26 protein-coding genes, 1 tRNA gene and 1 other RNA gene are annotated in these 18,532 nt (G+C 32.7%); 6 read left to right on the top strand and 22 right to left on the bottom strand.

All coding sequences use genetic code 11. The annotated features are described in order from the left end of the window. Nucleotides 1-2: 2 nt before the first annotated feature. The 10 genes from SUSAZ_03405 to SUSAZ_03360 form a co-directional block, all read right to left on the bottom strand. The gene (locus SUSAZ_03405; GenBank protein AHC51119.1) at nucleotides 3-281 is read right to left on the bottom strand and encodes a signal peptide protein; all 279 of its coding nucleotides are present in this window, start codon (nucleotides 279-281) and stop codon (nucleotides 3-5) included. Then, on the bottom strand, nucleotides 278-664 hold the full coding sequence (locus SUSAZ_03400) for a 30S ribosomal protein S8 (GenBank protein ID AHC51118.1): 387 nt from the start codon (nucleotides 662-664) through the stop codon (nucleotides 278-280). Before SUSAZ_03400 ends, SUSAZ_03405 begins: the two co-directional genes overlap by 4 nt. A gap of 32 nt (nucleotides 665-696) precedes the next feature. Further along, on the bottom strand, nucleotides 697-1,485 hold the full coding sequence (locus tag SUSAZ_03395) for a UDP-diphosphate synthase (GenBank protein ID AHC51117.1): 789 nt from the start codon (nucleotides 1,483-1,485) through the stop codon (nucleotides 697-699). Next, nucleotides 1,470-2,510, bottom strand: a complete 1,041-nt coding sequence (locus tag SUSAZ_03390) for an acetyl-lysine deacetylase (GenBank protein ID AHC51116.1) — start codon at nucleotides 2,508-2,510, stop codon at nucleotides 1,470-1,472. Before SUSAZ_03390 ends, SUSAZ_03395 begins: the two co-directional genes overlap by 16 nt. Beyond that, nucleotides 2,458-3,621 carry an acetyl-lysine aminotransferase gene (locus SUSAZ_03385; GenBank protein ID AHC51115.1) on the bottom strand — a complete coding sequence of 388 codons (1,164 nt, stop codon included), beginning with the start codon at nucleotides 3,619-3,621 and terminating at the stop codon, nucleotides 2,458-2,460. The genes SUSAZ_03390 and SUSAZ_03385 overlap by 53 nt, the downstream gene beginning before the upstream one ends. Next, on the bottom strand, nucleotides 3,618-4,475 hold the full coding sequence (locus SUSAZ_03380; GenBank protein AHC51114.1) for an alpha-aminoadipate--lysW ligase: 858 nt from the start codon (nucleotides 4,473-4,475) through the stop codon (nucleotides 3,618-3,620). Before SUSAZ_03380 ends, SUSAZ_03385 begins: the two co-directional genes overlap by 4 nt. After that, nucleotides 4,472-4,642, bottom strand: a complete 171-nt coding sequence (locus SUSAZ_03375; GenBank protein AHC51113.1) for a sulfonate ABC transporter — start codon at nucleotides 4,640-4,642, stop codon at nucleotides 4,472-4,474. Before SUSAZ_03375 ends, SUSAZ_03380 begins: the two co-directional genes overlap by 4 nt. Nucleotides 4,643-4,706: 64 nt before the next feature. Next, nucleotides 4,707-5,129: an AsnC family transcriptional regulator gene (locus SUSAZ_03370; GenBank protein AHC51112.1), complete on the bottom strand. Its 423-nt coding sequence runs from the start codon at nucleotides 5,127-5,129 to the stop codon at nucleotides 4,707-4,709. Continuing rightward, nucleotides 5,129-5,914, bottom strand: a complete 786-nt coding sequence (locus SUSAZ_03365; GenBank protein ID AHC51111.1) for an acetylaminoadipate kinase — start codon at nucleotides 5,912-5,914, stop codon at nucleotides 5,129-5,131. The genes SUSAZ_03370 and SUSAZ_03365 overlap by 1 nt, the downstream gene beginning before the upstream one ends. Nucleotide 5,915: 1 nt before the next feature. Next, nucleotides 5,916-6,968 carry an N-acetyl-gamma-glutamyl-phosphate reductase gene (locus SUSAZ_03360; GenBank protein AHC51110.1) on the bottom strand — a complete coding sequence of 351 codons (1,053 nt, stop codon included), beginning with the start codon at nucleotides 6,966-6,968 and terminating at the stop codon, nucleotides 5,916-5,918. A gap of 60 nt (nucleotides 6,969-7,028) precedes the next feature. Here SUSAZ_03360 and SUSAZ_03355 point away from each other — a divergent pair, with 60 nt between their 5' ends. Beyond that, nucleotides 7,029-7,457 (top strand): hypothetical protein, encoded by a 429-nt coding sequence (locus SUSAZ_03355; protein AHC51109.1) that lies wholly within the window; start codon nucleotides 7,029-7,031, stop codon nucleotides 7,455-7,457. Here the strand turns inward: SUSAZ_03355 and SUSAZ_03350 are convergent. After that, nucleotides 7,437-9,230: a hypothetical protein gene (locus tag SUSAZ_03350; protein ID AHC51108.1), complete on the bottom strand. Its 1,794-nt coding sequence runs from the start codon at nucleotides 9,228-9,230 to the stop codon at nucleotides 7,437-7,439. The two genes, SUSAZ_03355 and SUSAZ_03350, sit on opposite strands and share 21 nt — an antisense overlap. An 84-nt stretch (nucleotides 9,231-9,314) precedes the next feature. Further along, nucleotides 9,315-9,902 (bottom strand): hypothetical protein, encoded by a 588-nt coding sequence (locus SUSAZ_03345; protein ID AHC51107.1) that lies wholly within the window; start codon nucleotides 9,900-9,902, stop codon nucleotides 9,315-9,317. Nucleotides 9,903-10,075: 173 nt separating this feature from the next. Between SUSAZ_03345 and SUSAZ_03340 the strand changes: the two genes are divergently transcribed. Both SUSAZ_03340 and SUSAZ_03335 read left to right on the top strand, forming a co-directional pair. Further along, nucleotides 10,076-10,366, top strand: a complete 291-nt coding sequence (locus SUSAZ_03340; protein ID AHC51106.1) for a hypothetical protein — start codon at nucleotides 10,076-10,078, stop codon at nucleotides 10,364-10,366. After that, nucleotides 10,363-11,157 (top strand): hypothetical protein, encoded by a 795-nt coding sequence (locus SUSAZ_03335; protein ID AHC52443.1) that lies wholly within the window; start codon nucleotides 10,363-10,365, stop codon nucleotides 11,155-11,157. The genes SUSAZ_03340 and SUSAZ_03335 overlap by 4 nt, the downstream gene beginning before the upstream one ends. On the opposite strand, the gene SUSAZ_03330 is transcribed toward SUSAZ_03335, so the two are convergent. Beyond that, a complete protein-coding gene (locus SUSAZ_03330; protein ID AHC52442.1) occupies nucleotides 11,117-11,971 on the bottom strand; it encodes a hypothetical protein in 855 nt (284 codons plus the stop codon). The genes SUSAZ_03335 and SUSAZ_03330 overlap by 41 nt on opposite strands. A gap of 6 nt (nucleotides 11,972-11,977) precedes the next feature. Next, nucleotides 11,978-12,268: a hypothetical protein gene (locus SUSAZ_03325; GenBank protein ID AHC52441.1), complete on the bottom strand. Its 291-nt coding sequence runs from the start codon at nucleotides 12,266-12,268 to the stop codon at nucleotides 11,978-11,980. A gap of 58 nt (nucleotides 12,269-12,326) precedes the next feature. On the opposite strand from SUSAZ_03325, the gene SUSAZ_03320 reads away from it, so the two are divergent. Together SUSAZ_03320 and SUSAZ_03315 are read left to right on the top strand one after the other, a co-directional pair. Then, complete coding sequence (locus SUSAZ_03320) at nucleotides 12,327-12,554, top strand: hypothetical protein (protein AHC51105.1); 228 nt, start codon at nucleotides 12,327-12,329, stop codon at nucleotides 12,552-12,554. A gap of 23 nt (nucleotides 12,555-12,577) precedes the next feature. Further along, a tRNA-Val gene (locus SUSAZ_03315) sits at nucleotides 12,578-12,652 on the top strand. Between the two features lie 239 nt (nucleotides 12,653-12,891). Here the strand turns inward: SUSAZ_03315 and SUSAZ_03310 are convergent. Both SUSAZ_03310 and SUSAZ_03305 read right to left on the bottom strand, forming a co-directional pair. Further along, a complete protein-coding gene (locus tag SUSAZ_03310; protein AHC51104.1) occupies nucleotides 12,892-14,082 on the bottom strand; it encodes a tRNA(Ile2) 2-agmatinylcytidine synthetase TiaS in 1,191 nt (396 codons plus the stop codon). Nucleotides 14,083-14,195: 113 nt separating this feature from the next. Next, nucleotides 14,196-14,447, bottom strand: a complete 252-nt coding sequence (locus SUSAZ_03305; protein AHC51103.1) for an AsnC family transcriptional regulator — start codon at nucleotides 14,445-14,447, stop codon at nucleotides 14,196-14,198. 56 nt (nucleotides 14,448-14,503) lie between these two features. On the opposite strand from SUSAZ_03305, the gene SUSAZ_03300 reads away from it, so the two are divergent. Then, on the top strand, nucleotides 14,504-15,001 hold the full coding sequence (locus tag SUSAZ_03300; protein ID AHC52440.1) for a hypothetical protein: 498 nt from the start codon (nucleotides 14,504-14,506) through the stop codon (nucleotides 14,999-15,001). Here SUSAZ_03300 and SUSAZ_03295 read toward each other — a convergent pair. From SUSAZ_03295 to SUSAZ_03270, 6 genes are all read right to left on the bottom strand, one after another. Continuing rightward, an RNA gene (locus tag SUSAZ_03295) (archaeal RNase P) lies at nucleotides 14,992-15,299 on the bottom strand. The two genes, SUSAZ_03300 and SUSAZ_03295, sit on opposite strands and share 10 nt — an antisense overlap. A gap of 10 nt (nucleotides 15,300-15,309) precedes the next feature. Beyond that, nucleotides 15,310-15,489, bottom strand: coding sequence for a preprotein translocase subunit SecG (locus SUSAZ_03290; GenBank protein AHC51102.1), 180 nt, complete (start codon nucleotides 15,487-15,489; stop codon nucleotides 15,310-15,312). After that, nucleotides 15,476-16,249, bottom strand: a complete 774-nt coding sequence (locus SUSAZ_03285; protein AHC51101.1) for a geranylgeranylglyceryl phosphate synthase — start codon at nucleotides 16,247-16,249, stop codon at nucleotides 15,476-15,478. Before SUSAZ_03285 ends, SUSAZ_03290 begins: the two co-directional genes overlap by 14 nt. Continuing rightward, the gene (locus SUSAZ_03280) at nucleotides 16,224-16,523 is read right to left on the bottom strand and encodes a transcriptional regulator (GenBank protein ID AHC51100.1); all 300 of its coding nucleotides are present in this window, start codon (nucleotides 16,521-16,523) and stop codon (nucleotides 16,224-16,226) included. The genes SUSAZ_03285 and SUSAZ_03280 overlap by 26 nt, the downstream gene beginning before the upstream one ends. 139 nt (nucleotides 16,524-16,662) lie before the next feature. Next, entirely contained in the window at nucleotides 16,663-16,998 is a 336-nt protein-coding gene (locus tag SUSAZ_03275; GenBank protein ID AHC52439.1) for a hypothetical protein, read from the bottom strand. 301 nt (nucleotides 16,999-17,299) lie between these two features. After that, nucleotides 17,300-18,454 carry an MFS transporter gene (locus SUSAZ_03270; protein AHC51099.1) on the bottom strand — a complete coding sequence of 385 codons (1,155 nt, stop codon included), beginning with the start codon at nucleotides 18,452-18,454 and terminating at the stop codon, nucleotides 17,300-17,302. Nucleotides 18,455-18,532: the final 78 nt, after the last annotated feature.

The following is an 18,532-nucleotide window of genomic DNA, read 5'->3' as shown; positions in this document are numbered from 1 at the left end:
CGCTATTTATTCTTTTCTAACTCATCTCTAATCATTTTTATTATGTGATGCTTACCAGCTTTTTTATCAACCAGAATCATTCCTTGTATACCAGATCTGGGATGAATTTTATCAGAAATAATTAGTGGATTTAACCCTAAAGAATTAGATACTTGATATAAAATATTTATATCTATTTTTCTACTTATTTTTCTAATTTTCCTGCCTTGTTCTCTACTATCAGCAATAAAATAAGCTACCCAAATAGCTATCTTTTTTTCTTTATAATCTCTTAAGCTCATTCTCTCAGAAGCAGAGCGTTTATAATTCCATCTTGTCCAGGTCTTGACATGACTTTGGCTTTGCCTAGCTCTGTCTGTATTAAAGTTCCTTTAACTATAATACCTCTTCTGGCATATTCTCTGTTAGCTGGCGATTCGAGTACACTTATAATCTTTACTTTCTTAGCTGTTTTAGATTGTGGATCATATACATTTGCGTAACTAGCATATCTAAGCCTTAGTTTAAAATTTCCGCCTGCAACTCTATCTTTCTCTTTGATATCTTTGTCGCTAATTTTAGTCTCTGTTGGCGGAGAGCCTAATTCATACTTGCGCTTATCTCTATTTTTACCTTTTTGACCTCCTGTTATTTTACGTGAATCACTACCTTGATAATAACTCATACGAAAATTACTAACTCATTTAGAATATAAAATTAAGCCCCAAAGTTTCTTTTCCTTTTCTGAAATGACCTTATTGCTCTCCATAAATCTATTTTTCGAAAATCAGGCCAATATACATCCACAAAGAATAGTTCTGAATATGCTAAGTGCCAAAGTAAGAAATTGCTGATCCTTATCTCGCCTGATGATCTTATGAGTAAATCAATATCGGATAACTCTTGATCATATAAATATTTTCTAAATGTAGACTCATCTATGGATTTTGAATCTATTATACCTAATTTATAATCATTCATGATTTTCCTTATAGCGTCCAATATTTCTTGCCTGCCTCCATAACAGATCGCCAGTATAAGTTTCTTCTTGTTATATTTCTCAGTAGTACTTTCCAGGTCAACTACTAATTTCTTTAGATCTTCTGGTAATTTATCTAGCATTCCAATTGCCTTTACTCTGACCTGATACTTATGTACTAAATCGCTTGTTAATAATTCATCTAATCCTATTTTTAAATACTTAAATATCATAGAAAGTTCTTGCTGAGTTCTTTTTTCACAATTTTCAGCTGAGAGTGCGAAAACTGTAACTGTACTTATACCTATTTCAAGTATCCATGTCAAAACGTCTCTCAATTTCACATATCCCGTGTAGTAACCCTGATCTAAAGGAAGTCTGTTATTTCTAGCCCATCTTCTGTTACCATCAGGTATTATCCCAACATGAAATGGGAAAGGACCATCTTTTATCTGAGACCATAATATCTTCTCATATATCTTATAGATTGGGCGTAGTAATGCTCTAGTTATCATATCTTTGGCCATAAGGCTTCAATCGCGTTAATATATACTTTAGTTGCTATAAATATTTCATCCAATGAAATTTTTTCATGATCTGTGTGCTCTAAACTAGAATTTCCAGGACCATAAGCTAATATCCCTTTTAATGCTAGCTCTTTCAATATGTTCATATCACTAGTTCCCCTCTTTCTTAGAATTGTTGGTTTATAATTTTCTTTTATGATACTTCTCATAAAGACTTTAACTATATCACTGTTAACGTCCACTTTTACCGGGCTTATATCTTCAACTTCATGTATCTCGCAACCTTCAAATTCTCTGTATATCTCTGACATTATTTGATCTTTAGAATTTTTAACTGAATATCGTATATCGAAGTGAACTACTGCACTAGAAGGTGTTACATTCAAATATTCTCCCGACTTAAATATGGTTGGAACTATGGACACATCATCGTATCCGGTGTTTATTCTGGTTGTGTTAATGATCTTCTTTGAAATTTCTAAAATTAAATTGGAAGTAGCCGAGGACGAATGCTCTGATCTTGCTCTGCATAAAATATCTAGGTGTATAACGCCTCTATACTCCACGACTACACCAAAAGTGTTTGTTGGTTCACCTACTATTATGTAATCATATTTCTTACCAATACGTAATATCTCTCGTGCTCCTTTACTCTTATTTTCCTCATCAGATAATGCGCTAACAGTAACCTTGTAACCATTTTTATTCAATATGGAAGCTGCGATAATCATGGAAATTAATGGACCTTTATCGTCTACAGCTCCTCTGCCATATATAATCTCTCCTTCCTCTTTAGGATTAATAAAGCCTGGAACTGTATCTACATGTCCTACTAATAATATATTACCATCTCCCAACAGATAGGAATTTGTGCTAGTTATTTTAAGGCTTAAATCTAACTCACTGGCTATCTTCTCAAAAAAATCTTTAGCCTTATACTCTTCTCCGGAAGGTGTATATATCGATAAAAATTCAAGAAGAAACTGCTTTATTTTCAATTTTAAGTAATCCTTCTCTAAGAACATTTGACGCTTCCTCCATATTTTCATAAGTTATCAGATATGATGGCAAAAATCTAATAACCGTAGATCCTGCTTTCACTGCTAATATACCCTTTTCTTGCAGATATTTTAAGACTTGACCTGGCTGAAACCTTATATCGATGCCAATCATTAAACCTTTACCTCTAACCTCCCTAACAACCTTTAAATCAGCTAAGTTCTTTACCAATATGTTAGAAAATTGTTGACCCTTCTGGTTAGCCTGTTCAACTACATTTTCTTTTTCAATTACTTTGCATGCAGCTGTTACTGCTGCCATTGCCATTGGATTACCACCATAAGTACTTCCGTGATCTCCTTCTTCTAATTTATTTGCAATATGGTCTGGAAGAAAGACCACACTTACAGGAAATCCTCCTCCAATAGCTTTACCTGCTGTGAGAATATCTGGTACAATATTATAATGCTTATAAGCCCAAAGCTTTCCTGTTCTTCCGAATCCTGTTTGAATTTCATCAAAAATAAGTAAAGAGCCAGTGTTCTCTGTCTTTTCTTTTAATGCTTTCATAAATTCAATATTAGCAGGAATAACTCCAGATTCTCCCTGTATAGGCTCAACTATTACTGCAGCTGTCTCATTATCTATCTTAGAAAGATCCTCGATATTATTAAAGGTTAAAAATTCGACTGGTCCAACTAAAGGTTCAAATGGTTCTCTATATTTTTTATTCCAAGTTACTGAAAGTGAACCTGCTGTTCTTCCATGAAATGCGTTCTTAAATGCAATTATCTTTTTTCTTCCAGTTATCTTTCTTGCTGTTTTTAATGCTGCCTCCACTGCTTCAGTTCCACTGTTAAGTAACATAGCATTATCCATTTTATCTGGTTTCACCCTATCTAGTGCCTGCAACATCTCGTCCTTAATTGGAGTAGAAAATGAAGTTGATAAAATACTAATATTTTCTAACTGGTTTTTTAAATATTCTAAAATTATTGGATTTCTATGCCCAAGGAATGCTACACCTATTCCTGTGTGAAAATCCAAATATCTTCTTCCTTCTATATCCCAGACGTACTGTGCCTCACCTTTAACAATCGTTAACCCTCTATCCCCATACAGTTGAATTAATTTCATTTCTTAATCCACTCTCTAAGTTTATTTAAAAGGTATGACGATACATTGAAATTATTAACTCTTACAGTATTTTTATATTCCGGTACACCATTTATCTCATTCACTAAATATCCCCTTTCAGGATCCTCAAAAATATCTATACCCAAAAAGAATCCACCCATTATATCTCTCACTTTAAGAGCTAAATCCCTTAGTTCGTCATCTATTTTTAACGGTAAAGCTCTGGCACCTAATGCCGTATTTGTTTTCCAGTTATGTTCATTAACTCTATATATTCCAACTGGCGCCTCATCTCCCATTACAAATATTCTAATGTCTCTATTTGGTTTTTTAACAAATTCTTGTACTAAATAGATCTGCCTAAATTGACTTGTTGTATATTCCTGATATTCTAGAAAGCTATATAAAATGTCTTCATCTACAGCCTTCGCAACCATTCTTCCCCAACTACCTTCTATTGGTTTTATTACGGCAGGAAATCCAATTTTTTTAGCTAAATCAACAGCTTTATCTTTTGAAAAAGTTACAACAGTTCTAGGAGTCTTAATATTATGTTTAGCTAATAAAGATAATGTATACAGTTTGTTACCGCATTTAAACAAACTTGTCGCATCATTTACTACATTATAATTCCATCCCTCAAAAATTAAAGATGTGGTTAATGCCCTTGCATGACTAGTATTTCTCTGTATTATAACATCTGCCTCTAATTCGTTATGATTTTCGCCTACTCCTACTATAGAATAAAAATCCTTTGTAAATATAGGAATTGCCTTAAATCCACTTTTTCTCGCTTCAGTTATTATGTCCTTCTCTTCCCATCTCAGCAGGTCGTATGATACCCCTATTATCACTCTCCCCAGTCCTCTCCTACTTGCTCTGCTAACCTTAATGCTAGTTTTCCATTAGAATTGAATACTTCTAATTGAGCACCGCACTCATGCTCAACTATTTCTCCTGGTAAGGAGTCGTCTGGTACGTTTACATCGTTACCACATATTGGACATTTTAATAGTACCATGATGGATCGAATAGAAATATAAAGTAAGCAGTTGAAAAGCTTTTATGAAATAAAAGGTTCGAAATTAGTACCAAACTCTAAGTACTATAGTACTATTTGTACTTATAACACCTTGAAGACTTCTTATATCATCTATCGTCTTATTTATCGATATTATGTTCATTCCTCTTACCAATGCAAGAACATCATAATCGCCTGTTGTTTCATAAACGGCTTCTACCCCAGGTATCTTTATTATCTTTTTAGAAATTTCAGGAGTAGGAATTTGAGGATTAGTTTTAACCATAACTATTGCTTTTATCTCGTTTTCCAACTCATAATCAATTGTAAATCTCTTTATTACACCCAATCTTATTAACTTCTCTACTCTTTTCCTTACTGCAGCCTCACTTATCTTTAATTCTTTGGCTATCATAGTGAAAGGAGTTCTCGCATTCTTCCTTAACATCTCTAATATCTTAATATCGCTATCATCAACATCTGCCATTATTCAATCACCGTACCTTTTCCTTCTAATGCATTCTTAATTGGATCTTCTACTAATCCAGATGATATTATCACTTTCTTAACTCCATTCTCTATTGCTTCTGCTGCCATTAATATTTTTCTATTCATACCTGGTCCTATTTTTTTAGATAATTCCTTAGCCTCTTCCACTGTTAACTTATTAACAACTTTGTTATCAACCATCACACCTTCCACATCAGTTAATAATATTAGGTTATCAGATCTCAATGCTGTAGCAAGAGCAAACGCCATCTGATCCCCATCCACATTTAGTAATGTAGATTCGTCAGGATCATATGCCAATGGTGATAATATTATTACCTCAAATAAATTACTAAATGTTACTAATAATTCTTTGTTTATGTTTTTAATTTTTCCAGTATATCCACCGTCGACTATTCTCTTTCTTCCTCTTTCATCTATAATTATAATCTTTTTCTTTCTCTCTGCTAACACTAATTTTCCATCTGCACCAGTTAAGGCTATGCTATTACGATAGCTAGAAACCTTACTCAATATATTCCTAGAGATCGAACTCATAACCATAATGAATACTTCTAACTCCTCCTTAGTGGTATATCTGCTTCTTATTCCTTCTGGTGAGGTAACAAATTTAGGTTCTATTCCCAGCTTACTAGATAATTCTGTTACCTGATCCCCTCCTCCATGAACATATATTATTTTGTCATTTGTCTTTATTATACTTTGAACCACTCTATCCAAATTTTGTTTTAAAACCCTACCGCCGGTTTTTACTACTATCATATTAAGCAGGCCTCAATGGAGGAATTCTTAAACCTTCGTCTTCTTCGAAACCTCTGGAAACATTAAAAGCTTGAACTGCCTGACCTGCAGCTCCTTTCATAAGATTGTCTATTGCTGAAAACATAGTTATTCTACCTACTCTTTTCTCTACTGCAAATCCGATATCTACAAAGTTACTTCCAATCACATATTTTGGATCTGGGTATGGATGTATATTGCCTCTGATTACTCTAACGAACTTTCTACCTCTATAAAATTCAATAATTTTTTTCCAAAATTCAATTTCGTTGAGATTGTCCGAAATAAGCCAACCATGTACAGACGCAAGTGCACCTCTAATTGTGCTAACAGCGTGAGGTACTAAACTTATTTTTACTTCTTTTTTCGATATATACTGCAACTCTTGCTCAACTTCTGCAGCATGTCTATGTCCCTCAGCTTCATAGGGTCTTATAGCATTCTGTCTTTCTGGATGGTGACTTCCTTCGTTAGGTTTTGCCCCTCCTTCGCTACTACCAACCTTTACGTCACTAATCAACCTATAGTTATCTAATATATTACTATATACTAACGGAGCTGCTGCAAGTATAGTAGCTGTGGAATTGCAACCAGGTGAAGCTATTAATTTTGCTCCTTTTAATTCCTCATAGTGTATCTCTGGGATTCCATAGACAGCTTTTTTTAATAAATCAGGATACGGATGGTCAAACTCGTACCATAATTTATACAATTCTGGATTTTTTAATCTGAAATCAGCACTTAAATCCACTACCTGTAATCCCATTTCCAAAAGTTTAGGTACATAATCTACAGAAACTTTATGAGGTAAGGCTAAAAATACGGCTTCGGCTTTTTCTCCTATTTTATCCCATGAAAACTGTGAAAAATTGATATTATAAAATCCTCTTAGGTTTGGATGAATAATTGATATTGGTTTACCTGCATATTCCCTGGATGTTATATAGGTTACTTCTACTTTGTTATGCATAGCTAATAGCCTTAATAATTCTCCACCTGTATACCCTGATCCACCAATAACTGCTACTCTTATCATTCATAACTCAAAAAGTAATATTGGTTTTAAACATTTCTACTCCTAAATAATATTAATAGTGTGAGTACAAACATTGAAGAATTAAAAAAATTTCTAGAAAATAAAATAAGTGAATTGAAAAAAGAATTAGAATATTATGAGTATCTTTTAAGTCTGTTGGAAACAGAAGGATATAAAAATACAATCAAGGTAAACAGAGGAATTGCTGATATTATAAAAAATACTAAGGGAGAAATAATAGCTGAGATATACTATACTCCACCTTTAGTTAGAGTTGTGTTCAAGGGTAAGATAACTGTTAATCGAATATATGCTAACGTAATTAATAAGATTCTTGAGAATGAAAAAAACAAAAATAAAATAGAATATAATATCATTTTCGAGAAAGACGAATTAAAAGAGATAACTATAGACAGTATTAAAGATGAACTACTTTACAACAGAATAAAGGCAGCACTACAATCCGTATTAGAAAGAATTTCTCACTAATACGTCTGTCTTAATCATTATAGGACGTGGATCATTAATAAACCTTATCAACATTTCTCCCTTACCCAAAAATATTAAAGACCTTAAACTTTCTTCGATATTTAGATCAGCAAACCTCATCACTTCATTCCAGAACTTCTTATCACCATTATTCATAAATGCTAATAGTCCTATATTTTCTAGAAATACATCCGATAATTCTCCTAAATCATCGAAGTTTTGAGTAGCCATAAAAATTCCAATACCAAATCCCCTTCCTCTTTTTATTAAATCTGCAACTATTTGATAATCTCTGTCCTCGGATCTAAGAAGAGTCCATGCTTCATCTATAACTAAAACCAATTTTAATCTATCATCTGCTATATTATATTTATTAATAAATTTTATTATTATACTATACATTACAAGTCTTCTTAGTTCCTCTGATTTTATACTAGATAAATCAACTACATTTATACCTTCTGAAATTGCAGATATTAGGTCTATATCTTCAAGTCCCGCATCCAAACTCTTTATGGCAGACACTATTCTGAGCAAATATGCCTTCACATCCTCATTTATATCATACTTTTCTATTTTATCAATTATATAGTCCCAACTAACCTCATAATAATTATCTGAGATACTTTCTAAAAGGATCCTATATAATAATGCAGATACAAACCTGTCTAACTTAAATGAGTTTCTAATAATGTTTTCTAACTGAATTAAATAAATATCCTTATTCACATTAGAAAATTTAAGGAGATTAATACTATTTAAAAGCGGATTTATGTATTTATATTTATAACCATACTTCTTAAGCCTTAAAGAAATATCTTTCTTTACATCAAAAAACACTATAGGTATATTATAAAGAATGTTTGTCTTAACTCCCAAAGATAATAAAAACTCTGTTTTACCAGAACCTGTGGGACCTATAATTAATGCATGAGGGTTAATTACTCTATTAATATTCCAAAACACGGCTCTTCTATCATTTATCTCCTGACCTAGATATATGCCGTCTGTAATTATTTCGTAATCTGGTTGCTTTTGTAGAGAAAATACTGATAAAAAGGGAATTTGAGAAGGAAACACTATCTTCTTAAGGCTAAGTTTGTCATTTAACAAATCCTCTATTTCATGTTTATATGCTAACCTGCTTTTCACACCTATACCTTCTAATCCTTTCTTTACAACATCAGCCGTTGCTAGTGCTTTTTCTTTACTATCAGAGTTAATGATAAAGAAAATAAGATACTTAAAAGGCATTTCTCCTTCACTTATTTTCTTTATCATATGCTGAATCATCATTAACTCGTTTTTTGCTCTTTCATTTGAAGGGTCAGCATCAATTATCACTCTTATATTTTGAGCTTTTTGAAATAAATCGCTTAAAAATTTGTTTTTATCAACACTACTTTTTCTAAATACAATATCTATCTGACCAGCTATATCCAGAACTTTATGAAACGAGGAAATTTTTACACGTAAACTTTCATCACTTAGATCTCTATAATCAAATGGTATGTCATCAACTATTAAAAATGCTTTAACCTTATCCTCTATTTTTAAATATCCATCTTCTATGACTATACTTTGATTTGTTTTGTGGTTCTTAACAAATATTTTACTTATGTTACTTCCTAAGAAAAATTTATAAAATTTTCTCATTATTTGAGGATCTACGAAAAAAAGTGATACAATTGCCAATATTATAAAGACTAAATTAAAAGATATGATACCTAATATTAGAAGTACCACAGTAACTACAATAAACGCCTTGTTCATTAAAATGATCTAAAAATATATTCAGAGTCAGAGTGAACCGCAATAACTAATTAATTCAACATCATAAATTAATAATTCTACTACTCATAACTCTATGTTTGCATGAATCATCCGTAAATCTTCTTCAGTTTTATTTAATTTTTTCATAAGCTCTGCAACCAGTCCATCTAAAAAGATTTGAGTAGTGTCCTCAAATAGAGTACCCAGTGGTGCTAAAGGTTCTGTTATGCCTAAAATTTGCCTTGCAAAGTAATCCTCATTAGTTGAGTATTTAGTTCTTCCTGGAATCTCTACTACTACATCTGATATTTTTGCTAGTGGGCTGTCGGCATAACTAGTTATTGAAATTAAAGTTGACTTAGCAGCTTTTGCAGCCTCTGCTGCAGTTAATATTAGCCTAGTTCTGCCTGAACCGGATATTGCAATGGCTATATCCCTTTCGCCGATTGCAGGAACTATAGTATCTCCCAGCACATAAACATTATAACCTAAATGAAGTAATCTCATTCCAAAAGCTTTACCAACTAATCCACTTCTACCTGCACCCATTACAAGAATCTTACCGTTTTTATTTTGATTATAATGATTAACTAAAACTTCAATCATTTTTGAAACTTGCTCAGGTTTTAACATACGTACAGCACGCATGATGAATTCAGCTATATCATACATCGTTTTTATTGAGATAAGAGATTCAAACAAGGAAGTATTTGTAGGTGATGATGACAATTTGAATCTCCATTTATAACTCATTAATTCCAATTTAAAACATTACTTCTCCATAGATCCATAAGACGGCGAATTTTTTATACGTTTCAAAATGCAAATATTAAAAATAGTTAGAAATGTCATCAACTACACGTTGGACGCCAAAATGGAAAACCGTCAAAATAAAACTAAATGATAAAGATATAGATATCTGTTTTGATGAGATAACTAAACTTTACGCATGTCCAATATGCGCACCGGAATGTAAAAAAGGCAATACGCCAAACTACGGAGCTTACTTCTTTTCATTGGATGATTTAAAGGAGCACATACTCTCACATAATTTCTCTTACTGGCTAAAAAAGAGGAAGACAGAAGAGGAAGAAGAGGAAGAGGAGAAAGTAAAAGCAGAAGAGGAAGAAGAATGAAGAAGAAAAAAAACATAATTATGGTAGGCAACTTCACAATAGATATCTTTAACAATGATAATAAAAAAATAGGAGGATCACCAATTTACTCAGGTTTTGCTGTATACATGCTAGGAGGAATTCCGCATGTAGTCTCCTCAATTAGCAACGCATATGAAAATATTTTACCTCCATTTTTAAGCAAATATAAAATTTTCAACAGTAACAATATGACTACTTTTAAATTAATTTACAAGGAAAATGGTAAAAGAGATCTCTTGCTAGTTTCTATATCTGAAAGAAAATTAAGCATAGAGAATCACAAGTCCGATGGTCTAATAATAAATCCAGTATGTAATGAAATAGATGTTAACACATTATCAAATATCTCTTTTCCTATAGCTGTAGATATTCAAGGATTCGTTAGAATGTGTGAAGAAAACAGATATGTTATTTTGGGTAACCAGTTTAAGTTACCTTATAATAGGAATTATTTAGTTGTACATGCTAACTATGATGAGCTAAGTAAGTCTATGTATACCGTATCTGATTTAATTACTACTGGATTTAAAGAGGTACTAGTATCATATGACGAAGATGGCTTTATAACCTTTACATCTAGAAATAGTTCTTATAAGTTTAAGCCAGAAAATATAGGTCCCTACAAAACAGGTACTGGTGATGTACTTCTTGCATCTTATTTTATGTACAGACTAAATGGAATAGACCCTGAGAAAAGTACATATCTTGCAGGGAAATTTACTGAATGGTTCAGCAATTCAGGCTATCGTCTATTGTCTGACATAGGTTAAAATTTTTCCATTTTCCCAATCTTCCACAAAAAGTAATATTATCATCTTTTTCACCTATCTTATTATCTTCATCTATTAATATACCATCCTTAATAACCCTATACCTGAAAGAGATTATTTCATCCCTTAACAATATCCTTTTCCTCTTGAGATCACTGTACACTTTATCCCATGATGGAACTATATTTAAAAATGGAACCAAAACATATACAACATCAAATGAAGGATTTAACCAATCAATCGAAAATACATGAGAGAAAGAAACACCTTTGTCCCCATTTACTACAATCTGAGAACCTTGTCTTTTCTTGGTTGTAAATACAGCTTCAGCTATACTAATACTTCTAAAAACTTTACTATTATCAAATATTCTTCTTGGTATGGTGGAATATATTCTATCCCATAGGATTATCTCTCCCGTATTTAATACCAATTTATCATTTCTAATAAAATATGAACCAATCAGTCTAATTCTAGCTTTTAATGATAAATTTTGTATTATCTCACTCAGATTTTTTATATAATACATTTTATTATCAGGAAGTAACCAATCTGGAATTTTATCTATCGTTAGTTTTGCACTTAAGTAGTTCTCTTTTTCATAAATTACATCTGTCTCTATCTGAGCAAAATCTAACAAGCTAGTGAAACATTTTTCTTTCACTAAAGGAGGATGTAGAGGAATATTAAAACCAGATATTTCGTCATAAGAAAACACTCCTCCTATTCTATTCTGATTCTCTAAAACTATAGAGTCTCGTCTACGAGAAGAGATCAATAAACCTGAGATACCTGCGCCTAAAATAACTTCCATTTGACACTATACTAAAGCTCCTGAAGATAAAATCCTATCCCACTTGTAGGATTTGGGAAAACTTTTATCAGTATCATTTACTGTATCCTTCGTATCGGCAACTAATCTCTTAACAAGAGCCTCGATATCGGAGCTGGAATCAACCTTTATTCTCTTACCATTATATTCTATTTCAGGGTAACCGTCATACAAAGTATCAAACACAACTTCAAAATACACTTTGTTCTCACGCAGATATTCTATCAAAGTGCTAGGAATTTCAAAGTAATCCTCTTGTCCAACTACCAGTCTTAGCATACTAAAATGTTACTACTACTGTTTATACTTATAAGCCAGTGGAGGAAATAATATGGAGATGAAATCCTTTTTAGGGTCAACTATTTTGCAAATATCCGGAGTAATAGGATATGCAAAAGACTATGAGGAGGCTAAAATTCTTACAGAAAAATTTAAGGGAATTTTTAAAGATTTATCTGTAAAAATGCTAGATTTAAGCAAAATTGAAGATCGACTATTAGCCATTAACTTAGATCCTGATATAGGAGACTTCAAAGAAGGTTATGTTATTGCGATAGGCATATAAATCCTCATTATATTCTAATTATTGGGCCCGTAGTCTAGTCTGGTTAGGACGCTGCCCTCACACGGCAGAAGTCCCGAGTTCAAATCTCGGCGGGCCCATGTGGGGACCCCACTTCCATTTTTCAATAATCCCTCTCCAGTCTATTATATAATGACTTACTATTTACTTAATGGGATCTTGTGTAGTACCCTTAGGAAAGCTCTACTTCTCGATCCTAAATCTAGTTTCTCACTTTCTGTGATTAGACCTAGAATGCTTTAATAATTTCATCTAATTTTATCAAGTATACAGTAAAACAACATTAAGGCATTAAGAATATTTTGTTTAACTTAAAACTCTAAGATATCAACATATTAAGAATATTTTCTAACTTGATTAAATCTAAATCTTCATGTGTCTGAAGCTCCAAATATATCGGCCTAGTTAAATGCCTGTGATATCTAGATTGGTATTCATCTTTTAACAAAAACCTAGGAATCTCTATTGCAACCTTTTCCGCGTTAAATTCATAGCCACATTTTTTACACTTATACCCTTTCTTAACTCCTAAAGAAGTTGCTGATCTATGGCATTTAGGGCATTTAGGGTTACTATATTCGTAGTAGTTTAATGATAAAACTCTCATTCTCTCTGCCTCGAAAATTTTCCCATATTTATCTGAAGGTCTGACTGTGGCAATAATCTCTATCTCGTCGCCATTCATAAGGAATTTTGAAGCTAAATTTAACTCCCCAGTTTCCTTGTAAAAGATAACTATTTCTCCTTCATCCGAACGTAATAAGACGTCTCCTCCCTCTAGAATTATTCCCTCTTTAACTTTAATTTTTTTCTTTATTGTTCTGTAGTAATACTCTTCATCATCATTACTAATATGTGCATCTGATCCCTGATTAGTCTTGTATATCATAGCTAGTTCAACGTTATTAGAACTTCTTATCTCTTTCAACGCCTCTAACATAACTGAGAGAGTATTTCCTCTAACACCATATAATATAGGGTCTTTTCCTTGAGGTGTGATAAGTAACCTTTTCTTGATGTAATCAAAATTATTAAACGTTTTAGGAAAATTTCTTTCCTCAAATTTTATCACACTATTTACATCCACAATTCTATAGCTAGAGGTATCATGCCTATAAGTAATAAGTTCGTATGTGAACCCCCCCATTGGCAAATAGCCTATTGCAGCAATACTCCCTATTATTCCCCTATCGCCCTTTGTAAGTACATTACATTTCTTTGAGATTCTTATGGTATAGTCGAAAGGAACTATATCCTTTACAGCTTTTTGATAAAAGTTGTACAAAAAATTTCTGCATTCTTCATAGTCATCTTTCTTTATTATTGCTAGACCAGGCTTCCTATTATACTTCATTGCTTTTGATACTTTTTCAACGTAATCTGTACTCTCGGACCATATTATTTCTGCTAACTCTTCAAGGTTTTTTTCACTGGATAATATGATTTTGATACTTGCATTTCCTCTAGTTTTCCAGGGAATATTTGGATTTAACCTAATCAAATAGGGCAAATCAAGAATCTTTAAGTTCTTATCCTTGATTAAATGTTTAATTAACAGTGCTGAAAAATGCGTAGTACAGCCTGCTTCAGGTGAGTCATGATCGTCTATTCCTAATATATATTTTACTTCTTTACTAGACTCTTTCCCTCTACCACTATCATTGTTAATGTTGATCTCACCCTAGGTAACTTTCTGACTGTATTTGTCACAAAATCCTTCAGCTTATCTAACGTATCAGCTTCTATTTTAGCTACAATATCATAAACGCCGTATACTATGTGGACTTCTGTCACTTCATTCAGACTTTTAAGTTTTTCAAAAACCTCTTCTTCTCCACCTGCATCAGTGTTAATTAGAACTATAGCCGAAGCCATTTTTAAACCCAAGAAGGTTTATTAGAAATAAAGTTATAAGAACTTTATGATTATAAGTGAAAATATATATTATAGATTATCACAAAGATGATCCAAAGAAATGTACAGGGAAAAAACTAATAAGACTGGGTTATGCAAAACCTACAAATAAGGGAATAGGTATAGTATTGGATCCATTTTCAGAGACAGTATTGGGAATAGAGGATTCTGAGATATTAATAAAACAAGGACTAACGGCTGTAGATACTTCATGGAATAATACGACAATAAATGAATTCAAATCAACAGGATTTCATAGGAGATTGCCAATCTTATTTGCAGGAAATCCCACAAATTATGCACTAGCATATAGGCTTTCCACGTTAGAAGCAATATCTGCTACTCTATATATACTAGAGCAAACAGAACTTTCCTTCTCAATCCTAAATACTGTAAAATGGGGTAAAACTTTCTATGAACTGAATAAGGATATATTAGAGTCGTACAAGGGCAAGAAAAGAGACGAAATTATTGAAATAGAAAATGAAATTATAGATAAAATAAGGGGAGCCTAACAATAACCCAGCTTTTGTATTTAGGGGGATTCTACTAAGCGTCCTTAGGAGGGTTGAACCTCAACTCATCCCCTCCTTACTTGCTCCTGGGAGGACTGCCGTTTCAGCCGGTATAATAGGTCTCATTTATGTAGCCTAGTTACCTAGACTACATATAAACTCATTTTCATATCCTATTATACCGGTTACGTTTCTGTGCAGTAGCCAGAGCACTAAACCCTGCAGATCTAACTGCTCCCATGAGGCTTGGAGGCTGGAGTTTCCTCAGGATATTCCCGTAACCCCCTGTTAGGCTCCCCTAAAATATGTTATAACGGGGGCGGGATAATAAAAGATGCTATAATTACACCAGCTATTAAGACAATACTCGCAACGACCACTACTTTAGGCGAAATTTTTACCTTTTCCTTTTCAGTCTCATAATATCTTACTAAACCTGCCATTGAAGCTATTGGAACGTCTTCCTTTTTCTTTTTACTTGATGGCATTACTAGTCCTCCTTATACTCTTTATCTCTTTTATTATTTTTAAAGCTTTTTGATGATCTCTCTCTATCACATTTCCTGTAACTATGATATCCGCTCCTGCTAGTACCAAGTTTCTTGCCCTCTCTTCGTTGGTCACACCACCGCCTACAATTACTACACCGTCTTTTACCGTATTCTTTACGACCTTTATAGCCTCAGGCTTTACTGTTTCACTTGCTCCAGATCCAGCTTCTAAATATATGTATTTCATTCCCATGTAATTTGCAGCTAAAGAGTAACTCACTATAAGTTCTATGTTATCATAAGGAATAACTCTTGCTCTTCCAATATGCCCAGCAGTACCACCATGTCCTATTATAAGATAGGCAGTTGGTAGAACTTCTAATCCTATTCTCTTTATAATAGGAGCAGCCACTATTTGAGCTCCAACAATATAATATAAATCATCTGAATTTAAAAGCGAAAGAAATAATATCGCATCAGCCTTATTTGAAATTAAATTTACATTACTTGGAAATATTATCAAAGGAATACTAAATTCTTCTAAAATAGATAAAATATTATCTAGCTTATCCTGCGATATACCAAGAGTTCCGCCTATTAGAAAAACGTCAGTTCCTGCCTCAATAAGCTTACTAGCAATATCATGCAATGAGTCTAAATCAAATATCTTATCAGGATCAAAAAGGGAAAAATGTAAAGTTTTCCCTTCCTCTAATATTTCGCTAATATATCTAGCTACCTTCCCCCTGAATTTCATCTTGAGCCTTCTCCTCTGTATCTTTTAAATTCTGCTCAATCTTTCCTTCATAGTATCTATCTATAAATTTACCGTATGCATTTGCCTCATCATAAACAAGGGGAACGTCAAATTGATCCTCAAGCTTACAATTACCGCACATCACTTTAGCATTACCCTCCTTAACCGTGATTGATATAGTAACCTTTCCACATCTAGGACATTCGAAAACACTAGGAATTTTTGGTTTTGGCCTTTGAAGTTGAAGTTTTCTTCTTTTCTTTCTTCCTCCCAACTCTTTCTGCACCAGATATTTTTAGCCTAAACCCGCTATTAAATACTTCTACAAAGATAAGATACAATATACCTAACACAAACGCAGAAATAACTCCTATATAAACAGTCTCAAGCGCTGAAAGCAATATTATTACCTCTTATCTTGATAATATTCTTCTCAGTATAAATGACTTTTCAAACGTATATAACTCTACTAGTATCTTCTTAAACGTATCCACATCCAAATTTATGACTAATATGTCATCTTTATTTATCACATAATCCAAAGAAATTAGATGATAGCATTTTAATTTCTGTTTATTAAAGAAAAAGAAAGGACAAGTACAATATTTATCCTTTACCATTAGATAATCCTTATCTTTACCTAGAAAGACAAACACAGAAACAAGTGAACTTCCTACCTTTAATTTCAATATCCGATCTTCAATAATTGCCTGTTTACTTCTCTTTAGCTTGTAATAATCTCTTAACATTATATATGCTTTCAGTTACAACAAATTCAAACAAAAATCTTTCGTCAGATCTTTTAGTATATTCTGCCACATAAAACAAATCGGAATGTCTACCTTGTCCAAATAATCACTGATTATATGTTAATTTTTATGTTGAGTTCATCTAATATCTTATTTATTTCATTTCATGATAATAAAAACACAAAAGTAATCCTAGTTCTAATGCTCAAATAAAATATTCTGCTAACTACTGATATCCTTTCCAGTAAGGTAAAACGAGGAAGAACCAAGAACTTAACGGCAATACTTACATCAGACCGCTCTACCGAGATAAAACACTATCATTCCAGTATTTCAAGAAGAATACTGTAGCAGTAATTATAACCGGAATTATCAATGCAACAAAAGCATAACCTAGACCTATAAACTGAGATAAAGCACCAACCACTATTGGAACTATGAAAAACAAAATGTTATTATAGGCTAAGAAGTATGAGTTGACTGCGTTCCTCTCTTCACTGGAAGTCGCTCTAGCTATAATTATAGTGGATATAGGAAAAACTGATCCATGAGGTATACCCAGAAGAGCCATAAAGATTAGGTAAAAGGCTAAATTCGGAGAAAATACAACTCCTATTACTCCTAAAATAGTTATTACAACTGAAATAAGTAACGGATATCGAAGTGATCTAAAAGGTCTGATTGTCATGAAAAGTCTGGTCAAAAATGATGTTATAAAGAAGGGTATATATGAGAAGTAAGCCAAGTTCTTAGGAAGCCCTAACTCGTCTATTCCGTAAATGGTTATAAATGTAGTGAAAGCTGCAAAGGGGATATTATAAGTTGTAATAGAGAGTATAGATGAGATAAGTCCCTTATTTCGCAGAACAGATATCCCACGAATTTCTCTTTTCGCATCAGGGAATTTTATTAACCATGATAGGACAAAGGACAAAATAGAAAATGGAAGAAAAGCTAGAAAGACTGATTTATAGCTGAAAATCGAAAGAATATAACTTTCTAATAGTGGACCGATTATGAGACTAATGCTCAAACTCGTGGAATATAGTGATAATAACCTCTCCGCTAGTCTTTTGTTTTCTACTAAAGATGCTGAGGTTACTAGGTTAGGCATTATTAAACCGTAAGCGACTCCGGCAATAGCGGTAAAAATCCATACTGTTAAAGGAGTAGATAGGTAGAATCCTATTAGAAGGACAAATATTAAGAAATTACATGAAATAAATACTTTCCTTCTAGAGGAAGATGATAAAACTGGATTAATAAGTGAAGTTGAAATGAGTGTCGCCATAAATATCAAGCCCTCTAAAACACCTGCAAGAAAATTATTGAACCCAAACACATATTTAGTTAGAGGAGCTAATGTAGTCGTCACCATATTATTAGTTGACCTATTTGCTATGGCTACTAACGATAACGTTAAAGCGATGTACAAAAAAGATCGTTTGTCGCTCATAATGATGCATTACTTCAATAGTCAATTAAAAACTTACTATTTTCCTTTACTAATACAAAAGAATGTTTAAGATATGCT

The organism is Sulfolobus acidocaldarius SUSAZ, from assembly GCA_000508305.1.
Classification (GTDB): Archaea; Thermoproteota; Thermoprotei_A; order Sulfolobales; family Sulfolobaceae; genus Sulfolobus; species Sulfolobus acidocaldarius_A.
Note: the sequence above shows the minus strand (reverse complement) of the source record. Positions and strands in the feature narration are given on the sequence as shown.